Annotated in this window: 10 protein-coding genes and 1 riboswitch; of the genes, 1 reads left to right on the forward strand and 9 read right to left on the reverse strand. The window is 64.6% G+C overall.

Features of this window, described 5'->3' with window-relative positions:
- Window positions 1–488 precede the first annotated feature (488 nt).
- Window positions 489–704 carry a hypothetical protein gene (locus ACLP4W_RS00235; protein WP_442382973.1) on the reverse strand — a complete coding sequence of 72 codons (216 nt, stop codon included), beginning with the start codon at window positions 702–704 and terminating at the stop codon, window positions 489–491.
- Between the two features lie 285 nt (window positions 705–989).
- Window positions 990–1,162, reverse strand: a riboswitch (M-box (ykoK) riboswitch).
- Between the two features lie 130 nt (window positions 1,163–1,292).
- On the opposite strand from ACLP4W_RS00235, the gene ACLP4W_RS00240 reads away from it, so the two are divergent.
- Window positions 1,293–1,952, forward strand: coding sequence for a class I SAM-dependent methyltransferase (locus ACLP4W_RS00240; protein WP_442382955.1), 660 nt, complete (start codon window positions 1,293–1,295; stop codon window positions 1,950–1,952).
- Between the two features lie 3 nt (window positions 1,953–1,955).
- Here the strand turns inward: ACLP4W_RS00240 and ACLP4W_RS00245 are convergent, their stop codons facing one another.
- The 8 genes from ACLP4W_RS00245 to ACLP4W_RS00280 form a co-directional block, all read right to left on the reverse strand.
- Window positions 1,956–3,959 carry an acyltransferase family protein gene (locus ACLP4W_RS00245; RefSeq protein ID WP_442382957.1) on the reverse strand — a complete coding sequence of 668 codons (2,004 nt, stop codon included), beginning with the start codon at window positions 3,957–3,959 and terminating at the stop codon, window positions 1,956–1,958.
- 293 nt (window positions 3,960–4,252) lie between these two features.
- Window positions 4,253–4,798: a nuclear transport factor 2 family protein gene (locus ACLP4W_RS00250; RefSeq protein ID WP_442382959.1), complete on the reverse strand. Its 546-nt coding sequence runs from the start codon at window positions 4,796–4,798 to the stop codon at window positions 4,253–4,255.
- Window positions 4,788–5,669, reverse strand: a complete 882-nt coding sequence (locus ACLP4W_RS00255; RefSeq protein ID WP_442382961.1) for an SDR family NAD(P)-dependent oxidoreductase — start codon at window positions 5,667–5,669, stop codon at window positions 4,788–4,790. Before ACLP4W_RS00255 ends, ACLP4W_RS00250 begins: the two co-directional genes overlap by 11 nt.
- Window positions 5,657–6,205: a nuclear transport factor 2 family protein gene (locus ACLP4W_RS00260; RefSeq protein ID WP_442382963.1), complete on the reverse strand. Its 549-nt coding sequence runs from the start codon at window positions 6,203–6,205 to the stop codon at window positions 5,657–5,659. Before ACLP4W_RS00260 ends, ACLP4W_RS00255 begins: the two co-directional genes overlap by 13 nt.
- A gap of 128 nt (window positions 6,206–6,333) precedes the next feature.
- Window positions 6,334–7,920, reverse strand: a complete 1,587-nt coding sequence (locus ACLP4W_RS00265; RefSeq protein ID WP_442382965.1) for a class I adenylate-forming enzyme family protein — start codon at window positions 7,918–7,920, stop codon at window positions 6,334–6,336.
- 128 nt (window positions 7,921–8,048) lie between these two features.
- The gene (locus ACLP4W_RS00270) at window positions 8,049–9,203 is read right to left on the reverse strand and encodes a MaoC family dehydratase (protein ID WP_442382967.1); all 1,155 of its coding nucleotides are present in this window, start codon (window positions 9,201–9,203) and stop codon (window positions 8,049–8,051) included.
- Between the two features lie 53 nt (window positions 9,204–9,256).
- Window positions 9,257–10,249 (reverse strand): acrylyl-CoA reductase (NADPH), encoded by a 993-nt coding sequence (acuI, locus tag ACLP4W_RS00275; RefSeq protein WP_442382969.1) that lies wholly within the window; start codon window positions 10,247–10,249, stop codon window positions 9,257–9,259.
- A 43-nt stretch (window positions 10,250–10,292) separates the two neighbouring features.
- Window positions 10,293–11,287, reverse strand: a 995-nt coding sequence (locus ACLP4W_RS00280) for an aldehyde dehydrogenase family protein (RefSeq protein ID WP_442382971.1), incomplete at its 5' end; no start/stop codon positions are given.

Below are 11,287 nucleotides of genomic sequence, written 5' to 3' on the forward strand. Positions count from 1 at the left end.
CACTCGGATAAGGCGCGTGGCGCACCCGCGCTCCCGTTGATGCTATAAACTCTCTCACTCGTTACCAAACCCGGCCTGAGCAAGAAGATCCGCGCCGGAAAGCAAAGCTGTGTGGCTAATCTATCGAAATACCGGGTACTACTTGCAGGAATCCTTTCACCGTTGCTCGCATTGGTGTTGAACGTCATCCTCATTCAGGCTCTGCTTGCGTTGAGTCCTGATCCCGAAAGCAACTGGCGATTTCGTTTGTTCGTTTCTAGTCTCGCGTTACCATCCCCTTCGATTGTCACTCCTATTCAAATGGGAGGAACCCATGTTCGCGAGCGTACTCCCCTCCGGCAGCGAGCCGATCGGCGCGGTTGGTTCTCGATGGCTATGGACGGCCCGGTGCTCTGCCTTGATTTGCGCGATCGCCTTGGGCGTGGGGTTCGTAGCTGAGGCTGCGGCTGATCAGAATGTGCTTGCCGCTGAACAACCGACGGAACCAATCACCGGCGGTTGTCCGCACTGCTCGACGGATGCCCGCCCAGAGAGGCCGTGATTACGGCAATCGGCATCCGCGACACATACAAGTTGGCCCGCTCCTGCTGAGTCAGGTTCGCCCGTAGGTGGAACTTGTGGACCAGTCGCCGGCCCGCACGCAGCATCGACCGGCCGCGCAACGTGATAGGACCGCTGTGACGTTGTGCAACAACAAAAGCCATGATCTTCTCCTGACCGGAGGTCCGATCGGCTCGAGTCATTCAGGACGCCGGCGCGATGCGCCCGGGCGGACGTGACAGCACCGCAGTCGCGGAGGGTCGACGAGAACCTGGAAACGTGTCAGGCGGCAGAAAGAATGCCGGAACCGGATCGGGACAAGACGGATTTCGCATAGGGACTATCGCTGGGACTCATCTCGCCCTCACCTCCTCGCAGCCGAGACACACGCGGGTGTCACCACAGTCACCCGAACGGAAGAGGCACGAACGCCCGACGGCGATCCGTCAAGCACACCCCTCTCGCCGGAGCTTCGGCACTGCACGGCGTATCCGGACCTGGTCCGGAAGCCACTTGGGCTCAACCCTTGAGCCGGGAAGAGCTGTCCTGACCCGGGGCGTCTCTCGACGTTCGGGGTCAGTGGCCTGTATCCGTGCAGACGCCTCACCTACCGAGGTGCTTGCAGGTTTCATGCTTCCACGAGTCCCGCGGCTCGTCAAACCCGGTGCGCAACCCTTACGCCACTTTGGCCCGGCGGTTCGTGGTCAACATCCACGACTTTTCGCCTGGTCTCGAGGCTTACCCTCTAAAGCATGGCCAATACTTTGCAGGACCCCAGAGTCGCAAGGGTGCTCGACCGGATGTACGCCGAATCGAAGAACCAGATGTCGCTGTTGCGCGAAAAACGCGGTGAGTTCGATCGGCCGATGACAACGCAGGAACGCACCGAGGCAATGAGCGAGTTCTACATCCCGGTGACCCCCGAAGCCGGCCGCCTGTTGTATGCGTTGGTGCGGGCGACCCGCCCGACGACGGTCGTCGAATTCGGTATGTCTTTCGGCATCTCCGCCGTCCATCTGGCGTCGGCGGTGCGCGACAACGGCAACGGCCGAGTGGTGACCACCGAACTCAGCGCCACCAAGATAGCCGCCGCGAAGCAGACATTCGCCGACACCGGTCTGGATGACCTGATCACCATTCTCGAAGGAGACGCGCTGTCCACACTGGCCGGCCTGGACGGACCCGCCGAGTTCGTTCTGCTCGACGGTTGGAAGGACCTTTATCTGCCGGTGATCAAGCTGCTCGAACCACGCCTGTCGACAGGAGCGCTGGTTGTCGCCGACAACACCAGTGCCGCGGACACCCAGCCCTATCTCGACCACGTGCGCAACCCCGACAACGGCTACGTGGGCTTCAACTTCCTCGTCCGGGAGAGCGACAGCATGGAAATCAGCTGCCGCACGGGCGATTAAGCCCTATCTCAGGGACTCCTCGAGCCACGGTGTCAGCCATTTCACCCCTTCCGGGGTGAGGTGGACGCCGTCGCTGCGTACTTTGATGCCGTCCACCTTGGCGGTGTAAACGCCGTCGGGACATAGCTTTTTGTTCAGATCGAGGATCGCAACGTTCGGGTGATGGCTGACCGTCTTGCGCAACATGGTGTTCCACAGATTGACCCGATCCGGTTGGTCCTCGGGGTACACGCGGCCGTCCGGCTTCTCGCCGCCCCTGCTGTAGGGCACGCTGGCAACCACCACTCGAACACCGGTGGAACCCACAATGTTCAGTGCCCGCTCGAGTTCGCCGTTGAGGTACGCGTCGAAGGTCGGATCGCCGATATGGGTCCACCGCCCCTCGTTGACCCGGTCTACGGTCTCCCAGCGGCCGATGATCAACAGCGCGACGTCGGGCTGGTCCTGGCTGATCTGCGTCGCCCATCTGATGGGCCAGGTGTCGCATTCTGGTCGCTGATCAAGGGTCTGGCCGATATACCGATACGGTGTGCCGCGCACCAGGCTGCAGCCGATGACCGTGTGGTCGAGGAAGGCGAATCCGGGTGTCGGCGGAAGGAAGTGCATCCAGGTCCACCCGATCGAATCGCCGAACACCGAGACGGTGAACGGCCGATTGGGGTCTCGGGGCCCGACCGGGTGAGCGGCGCCCGGCGGCGACGGCGACACCGCAGCGACCGCCGAGACCCCGGGCGGCAGACCGGCCTCACGTAAGCCGGGTCCGGTTCCCACCGGAACCACCAACAACGTCACCGCGGCCCCGCCGGCCACGGTGGCCGCCGCCAGCGGCAATAACGGCACCCGCGCCGGCCGCCAGCGCCGGATGGGTTGTTCGATCAGCCACCATGATGCGGCGGCCACCGCCACCGTGGCGGCGCACCGAGCGACGAACAGCGGTAACCCGGACCACCCGGTGCGTTCGCCGTTGAGCGCCAGAAAGATTGGCCAGTGCCACAGGTAGACGCCGTAGGAAATGGTGCCCAGCCACACCAAGGGGCGAAGAGCCAGAATGCGGGCGATCGCACCGCGCTGCTCCATTGCCACCGGGGCGACCACGACGACGGCGGCGATTGCGACGCCGATCAGCAGACCGTGGCGAAACTCACCGGCACTGCCCGTTGCGTAGTGAGTCGCCGCCGCCAGCCCCGCCAAACCGAGGGTCGGCAGAATACGGGCGACTCTCCGTCCCCACCGGGTCCCGATCAGGCACCAGCCGCGGTTCAGCGACGGCCAATCCCTAACCAGCACGGCCGCTGCCGCGGAGCCGGTCAACAACGCCTGCGCGCGGGTGTCGGTGCCGAAATATATCCGGTCACGGGTGGCGTCGGAGGCAAGGACGACGGCGACCGCGGCGGAAGCCAGCGCGCCCACGGTGGCGATCAGGAACGTCGCGAACCGTACCCCGCCCACGGTGGCCCGCCTGAAGTAGCGCCTGGCCCGCGCGGCCAACAGTAGCGTTACCGCGATCAGCAGGACCGGCCAGACGAAGTAGTACTGCTCCTCCACCCCCAGCGACCAGGTGTGCTGTAGCGGCGACGGTGGAGCGCCCTGGGTGAAATAATCGGTCTTCTGGGCGACGAACCGCCAGTTCGCCACCCATAGGAATGCTGCGATCGCGTCGTTGCGTAGCCCGGTGAGGGCCTGGCTGGGCAGGAGCTCGCGTGCCGCGCCCACGGTGAGCACCATCAACACCAACGCCGGCAGCAGTCGTCGCGCCCGTCGAATCCAAAAGCCCGTCAGCTCAATGCGACCGGTGCGTCTCAGCTCGTCCAGCAGTAGCGAGGTGATCAGGAATCCGCTGAGGACGAAGAAGACGTCCACGCCGATGAAGCCACCGCCGACGCCGGGGATGCCGCCATGCCCGGCCAGCACCAGCGCAACCGCTATCGCACGAAGCCCATCCAGCGCGGGTATGCCGTTGCGCCGCTCCGGTTGATCCCAAATCGCCAGCCGGCCGACGCGGCGCACGGGAGCAACCCACCGGCGCCGCCGAGCAGAACACGCCGGTGCGGAGTACGTCCCGCCCGGCTCAGTGCTCGCTGTTAGCGCGCCCTGACCACCATGTCGCCCGGCGCCGTGGTTGCTGCCGATACGTCGTTGCCCCTCCTCTTGATCGAAGCAAGCTTAGAGGCGACTGCGCCGCACGAGCGGAAGACACGGCGGGGAGTTAACCGGTAGTTCGACTCGGGCGGGGTGAATTAGTCGGCGAAGGTGAGTCAACGGCGGACGAAACACCTAGGCTTGCCGCTCTCGCCCAGCGCTTAGGTGGCGAGCGGATTGTGCTGCTCACGCCGGTTGACCAGCGGCCGCTGGTAGGACGGATCCGCCTTGCTACGCGTCGGTGCGCCGTTGCCGTGGATGTCCGGCACGTCCGCGAACGGCAGCGGCATCGTCGGCACCATGCCGGACCATTCGATCGCGTTGATCCGGAGGGCGATCCGCCACTGCCCATTGCGTCGTAGCAGTCGGTCTAGGTAGCGTCCACCGGTGATCGAGTTAGTCTCGTCGCGGTTGCGCGCTACGAACAGGTAATAGGTCTCGGAATGCGCGCTATCGCCGTCGATCTCGCAGGTGTTGTTGAGCAGGTTGTGGTGCGTCGCCACCTGTCCTTGCTCGTGCAGGTCCGATGCCCATGCGTACAGATCCATTGGGCCACCGACGAAATCGCCCGCCGCGATGACCGCGTCCGGGTGAAAGGCGGACAAGACCAGCTCGCGGTCGAAGCGGTCCATGCCGCGGCTGAAGCGGGTGAGGCAGTCGAGGATGTCCTGCCGATCCAACAGCCGGGCGAGGCGCTCAGCGTCCATGGCCTGCCTCCGCGATCGGACGCCAGATCGGCGCGCCGCGCTCGGCGCGCAGCGACGGGACGACTTTGCCGTCGATGTCGGTGATGCCGTAATCCCACGCCACCTCGGCGGTGATGAACGTGCCGCCCGAACGCTTCATCACCTCCGGATCGCTGGCGAGCGCCGCGATGACCCGGCCCGGAAATTCTGGCGAACACCCGACGGCGGGATTCGTGACGGTCGCCTCCGTCATCTCGGGGTTGCGCGTCAGATTTCGTTGGGCCCGTTCGGTGAACGTGAGGCCTTGCCACAGCGAGAGCGAGGCGACACGGTGCGGCTGCAGCTCGATGGCCATGTCGCGTGCCATCCGGTCGACCGCCGCCTTGCACAGCCCGAAGACGACACCGTACGTGTAGGTGACCCCGACATAGCCCGATATCGCGACGATCAGGCCCGATTGCTGCGGGACCATGATTTTTGCCGCATGCCAGGCCGTAACGAAGTTGGAGCGGACGCCGACATCGACCATCTCCCAGTTGGACAGCGGCTTCTCCCAGAACGGCAAGGGCTCGGTCAGGTCGTTCGGGAGCGCGAAGGCGTTGTTGACCAGGATGTCGAGCCGACCTTGCTGGCAACGGATTTGGTCGAACAGGACCGCGACCTGATGGTCATCGGCGTGGTCGACCTGGACGGCAACACCGGTGCCGCCGCGACGGTCGACTTCCGCCGCAGTCTCGCCAACCGTGCCGGGCAGCGGACCGGAGCCCGCCGTGACCGTGCGGCCGGTGACATAGACGGTCGCGCCGTGCGCGCCGAGCGCGACCGCGATGCCCTTGCCGACGCCGCGGCTGGCACCGGTCACCACCGCGACTTTTCCTGTCAGCGAACCCATTCCGCGCCTTTGCCGAAGAAGGTTTCGCTGTAGTCATCGACCGCCCTGCCCGTGTAGTGACCGGCGCGCAAGGGCATGCCCATCACGCCCTGCGACCAGTCGACCGACTGGCCGAAATCCTGGTACCAGTCATAGAGCATCGTGCGCTGCGCGATACGCCATTCGTCACACCGCTTTTCGAGCCAGTCGAGGTACCTGCTGCCGACGACCGTATCGCGGTCCTCGCCACCCACAGTCAAGCGATGGTAGGACGTCACGTGCGTCTCGACGAGCGCTGTATCGCTCCTCATGTCAAACACGCTCTGCCCCAATACATGCTGCGTCACCGGAATCGCCGGCGAGCCGGGCACAACCCACGCGAGGTATTCCTCGAAGGAGCCCGCGAACACGCCGTGATCGATCATCGCCTCCGGCCAAAACGATGCGGAGATGAGTTCGGCGTCGCGGCGATCCTCGCCGCGAGCGAGCCGCGCTATGCAGTCGCGAATCTTCCCGCGATCGAGGAATACTCTCAATTCCTCTGCGCTGACGTTCATTTAGCCCCCGGATCCCGTGATCAACCTAGCCATCGAGAGTGCGTTGTTGGTGTTGTTCGCGATCGTCATCTTCGCTGCCCCTTCCTGAAACTCCCTCTAGCGCGGCCTGTTTTACAGGCAGCTGGCACCTACCCCCGCAGCCGGGTGGCGGCCGACTGCCGAAGGTCGCCGGATTTAATTTTCGCGTTGCCGGTAAGGGCGATTTCATTCTCACGGAAGAAAAGCACATGGCGCGGCACCTTGTAACTGGCCAATCGTTGCCGCAGGAACGCGCGAATCTCCTCGGCGTCGAAGCTCGCGCCTTCATGTGGCACGACGCAGGCGACGACGACTTCGCCGAGCGTTTCGTGTGGAACGCCGACGGTCTGGGCCACCTTGACGCCGGAGTGTTCCATAAGAGCCTCATCGACCTCGCGCGGCGAGACATTTGCCCCGCCGGTCTTGATGATGTCGGTCAGCCTGCCTTGCCAATACAGTCGGCCGGCGTCGTCGAGGTAGCCGCCGTCGCCGGTGGGGAAGAAGCCCTCGGAGTCGAGGGTCTCGTCGAGCGGTGTGCCGATGTAGCCGAGCATGAGCGTGGGCCCTTTCACCCGAATCTCGCCCGCCTGGCCGCGCGGAACGATGTCGCCGGTAAGCGGATCCGCGATCTTGAGCGTGACACCGGGCAGCGCCTCTCCGAAACTGTCGGCATGGACTTCGGGCGGGGTGTTGGCAGGGTAACCCGTTGTGATTGTGAATGTTTCGGTGTTGCCGTAGGCGTGGCCCGGCTCGTACCACTTGGTCGCAACCGTGGGATGGTGGGCGATCGGGGTCTTGAAATCCGCGAACCGCACGCTGCTCAAATCCACCCGGCCCCAGTTGGGTGCGCTTTCCAACTGGGCCCACTGATGAGGCCAGGCGAACGGAAAGTTCACCCGTTCGGCCTCCATGAGCTCGAGCGCCTCGGCGGCGTCGAACGTTGATTGCAAGACGAGGGCCCCGCCGCTGGCCAGCGTTGAGCCGAGCACCATGGTGAAGTTGCCGGACCAGAAAAAGCCGTTGGCGGTCCAGCCTCGAACATGGTCGGGCGGGCTGAACGCGTACATGCGCCGGAAGCGCCACAGCTGGATGCACACCCCGCGATGGGCGCTCAGGACGCCTTTGGGCTTGCTCGTGGAGCCGGACGAGAAGAACAACACGGCGGCATCACTCGGAAGCACCGCCGCGGCACTCGCCTCAACCAGCTCGCGAGGCACTTCATGGCCGGACGCCAAAAACTCTTCCCAGGCTTCGATGCCCGGGGCCGGCTCGCCCACCAGTGCGAGTCGCCGCAAAAACGGGTACTTCGCCGACTCCAGCGCACCCTTCCGCGACGTGCCGATTGCCGGTTCCAGCTCGGCGAGCGTAGCGGCGAAGTCCTTCGTCAGCACATTCCGCTCAAACAAGAGCACAGAAACCGCGGAAGCCCTTATCAGATAGTCCAATTCGGATGGCGTGGAAAATGTGCTGAGGGTGACCGCCACCCCGCCGGCCAGAGACGTGCCGAACACCGCGGCAAGCCATTCCGGCCGGTTCGTCATCAGAACGCCGACGCGGGCGTCCTTGCCCAGGCCGCACCCGCGCAACGCACGCGCCACCTCGACCGCACGTTCCCAAAGCTGCGCATACGTCCACCGCGTGACGTCATCGGCGGTGCGCCACACGAGCGCCTCGCGCTCGCTATACGTCTGCGTCACTTCGCGTAGGAAACCCGGAAGCGTCAGGGCTCCCAGCCCAAGCTCATCCGATAGCGGCGGCCCGGATACTATCGAAATGCCTGCCGAAACGCCCTGTGCGGCTTGCGGTCTAGTCTCGTCGGCCATGGCTACAACGGCAGTTCGACCTCGGCTGTGCAGCGGACCAGCATTTCTCCGTTCTGGTTGGTCAGGCGCAGCTTTATCTGTACGAGAGGCACACCCCAGGTCGACTCCGCTTGCTTGTCGATGATCTCGGCATCGAAATAGGTGACATCACCCTCGAAGGCGGGTGTGCGGAAGTCGGCCTTGGAATGCCGCACCATGCCGTCGTGTCCGGCCCAGTACGCGAGATAGTCGGTGCACCATGCGCCCATCGTTGCGCCATAGCCATAGGCGCGCGCCATGCCGACTTCGCTGGCCCGTTCGGCGTCGATGTGCCCGCGCGATGGGCCGACGTAGAGCCCGTCGCGCTTGCGTGGATCGATCTTCGCGTCTTCTTCGTCGAAGGCGAAGTCCTTGCCCCAGCCCGGATCCTGATAGACCCACGGATCCTCGACACCGGGCGGCGCCACCCAGTGGAAGGTGCCCCAGATATTGAACAGGAACGCCCGGTATTCGGTGGTGAAGCTGGCGATGCTGTGTGGGCCGATCACACGACGCGGCAGCGTGTCGCCGATCTTCACCTCGTCAAAGCGCGGCGAGACACCCATGCGGTTGGATTCGAGCCACTCACGTCGTAGCCTCTCGACCTCCTCGAGCTCGGTTTGCGTCCAGCGTTTGATCTCGCCGAGCTGATTTTCAAACATCCCACGTTTCGTCGCTTCCTCGTAGAGATAGCGAATCGCGGTGGAACGCTCGCGCGCCACCAGGGTGCCGTGTTGGTTGGTGTGGATGGTGTCGCCGCGTGAGAACATGGTCGGGCCGGCGAATTTCGTCTCGGTCACCTTGTAGTCGTGGAACCGGCGCTCCTGGAACAGCTTGTCTCCGGTCCGTACGGGACAGCCGTAGAACCACCATTCCTCACCACCGAAGATCAAGTGGCTGTTCGGAATATGGCCCACGCACGCGGGCGCCGCGCCGTGCCCGTAGTCCAGGGCCACCGCGATGGACTGCGGTGCGACGATACCGCCGAACTTCGATTCGCGAGCGAACTGTTCGTCCCAGTGCACCGGATTGGGGTAGTCCATCGCCATCACCCAGCGCCGAATGTCGGATGAACTGCAGGGATCCCACAATTGCCCGCCACCCACCGGCTTGCCGACCCGGTGATCGACGTCGGACAAGTCGAGCTGGGCGCTCGTTGATGTGGTCGTCTTCTTCGCCATTAGCGCTCCCGTCAGCGATTGACGTCGACGACGATGCGGCCGCGCACCTTGCCGTCCATGAGTTCTCCGGCCGCGGCGATCGCTTCTCCCAGCCCGATCTCCCGGGCGATCGAATCCAGCGTGCCGGCATTCAGGTCGTCCGACAGGCGTTTCCAGGCGGCCATCCGCCGCTCTTTGGGCGCCATCACGCTGTCGATGCCGAGCAGGGAAACACCGCGCAGAATAAACGGCGCAACCGTCGCCGGGAAATCCATGCCCTGAGCCAGACCGCACGCGGCGACGGCGCCGCCGTACCGCGTCTGCGCGCAGGCGTTGACCAGCGTGTGGCTGCCGACGGTGTCGACGACGCCCGCCCAACGCTCCTTCTGCAATGGCTTGCCGGCCTCGCTCAGTTCAGCTCGGTCCAACACCGTCACGGCGCCGAGTTGCTGCAGGAACGGCTCTTCCGACGACTTTCCCGTCGCGGCAGCCACTTTGAACCCGGCCGCGCTCAACAACGCGATCGCGACGGTCCCGACGCCGCCCGTCGCCCCGGTCACCAGGATCTCGCCCTGATCGGGAGACACCCCGTGCTGTAGTAGCGCGTCGACGCAAAGGCTGGCCGTGTAGCCCGCGGTTCCGATCGCCATCGCCTGGCGGGTGGTGAAAGCGGAGGGCAGGGGTATCAACCAGCCGCCGTTGAGGCGGGCACGCTGGGCGAGGCCGCCCCAGTGCGTCTCGCCGACGCCCCAACCGTTGAGCACCACGCGGTCGCCCTTGTTCCAGTCGGCGTGGCTGCTCTCGGTCACCACACCGGCGAGATCGATGCCCGGAACCATCGGAAATTTCCGCACCACGGGCGATTTACCCGTAATGGCCAGGCCATCCTTGTAATTCAGCGTGGAGTACTCGACGTCGATGCTGACCATGCCATCCGAGTCCTCGGGCAGCTGCGTCTCGTCCAGGTCGGTTACCCCAACCGTCTGTCCTGAGTCGCCTTTCTCGATCAAAACTGCTGAAAACATTTGTGTCTCATCCCTTCGCGATCGACTGGAGCTCGTGCACGGCCTATTCGGGCGCGTAGCCCAAGGTGCTCTTGACCTCTAAATACTCGTGGAACCCGAACTCGCTCCACTCTCGACCGTTGCCGCTGTGCTTATAGCCGCCGAACGCCGCGTTCATGTCGAAGGCGTGATTGATCGTCACCCACCCGGCCCGAATCTTGCGGGCCACCTCTCGAGCCTTGTCGTAGTCGGCCCCCGAGACATAGCCGGCCAAGCCGTAATCGGTGTCGTTGGCGATCTCCACGGCCTGATCGATGTTGTCATAGCCGAGGACGCACAGCACCGGCCCGAAGATCTCCTCGCGCGCGATCGTCATGTCGTTGGTGACGTTGGCGAAGACCGTCGGCTTGACGTAGTAGCCCTTGTCCAGCCCTGCCGGGCGACCCGGGCCACCGGCCACGACGGTCGCGCCCTCGTCGATGCCTTGCTGGATCAGGCCCTGGACCTTGTTGAACTGTGTCCTCGACGCCACCGGTCCGATCGCCGCCTTATCGCTGGGGCTGCCCACTTTCACCTGCTCGGCGGTCTCACGCGCGATGGTGATCGCCTCGGCCATACGCGAATTCGGGACCAGCATGCGCGACGGCGCGTTACAACTCTGCCCGGAATTCGGCATCATGTTGACCACGCCGGCGCGGACGCTCTCGGCGAAGCCCGCGTCGTCGAGGACAATGTTGGGACTCTTGCCGCCGAGTTCCTGGGTCACCCGCTTCACGGTCGGAGCGGCATTCGTGGCCACCTCGACACCGGCGCGCGTGGATCCGGTGAACGACACCATGTCGACGTCGGGGTGGCTCGCCAGCGCGACGCCAACGCCGGGACCATCGCCGTTGACAAGGTTGTACACACCGGCCGGCACGCCCGCGGCATCAAGGATCTCGGTGAAGATGTAGGCCGAGAACGGCGCCACCTCAGACGGTTTCAGGACCATCGTGCACCCGGTCGCCAACGCCGGATACACCTTGACCGCGATCTGGTTGAGCGGCCAGTTCCACGGCG

The organism is Mycobacterium sp. (genome assembly GCF_052145595.1).
In the GTDB taxonomy this organism is placed as follows: Bacteria; Actinomycetota; Actinomycetes; order Mycobacteriales; family Mycobacteriaceae; genus Mycobacterium.

Bases quoted from the DNA above. Each gene is read 5' to 3' on its own strand.
- ACLP4W_RS00260 (WP_442382963.1), bottom strand. From the start codon at position 6,205: ATGAACGTCAGCGCAGAGGAATTGAGAGTATTCCTCGATCGCGGGAAG.
- ACLP4W_RS00255 (WP_442382961.1), bottom strand. From the start codon at position 5,669: ATGGGTTCGCTGACAGGAAAAGTCGCGGTGGTGACCGGTGCCAGCCGC.
- ACLP4W_RS00250 (WP_442382959.1), bottom strand. From the start codon at position 4,798: ATGGACGCTGAGCGCCTCGCCCGGCTGTTGGATCGGCAGGACATCCTC.
- ACLP4W_RS00240 (WP_442382955.1), top strand. From the start codon at position 1,293: ATGGCCAATACTTTGCAGGACCCCAGAGTCGCAAGGGTGCTCGACCGG.
- ACLP4W_RS00235 (WP_442382973.1), bottom strand. From the start codon at position 704: ATGGCTTTTGTTGTTGCACAACGTCACAGCGGTCCTATCACGTTGCGC.
- acuI (WP_442382969.1), bottom strand. From the start codon at position 10,249: ATGTTTTCAGCAGTTTTGATCGAGAAAGGCGACTCAGGACAGACGGTT.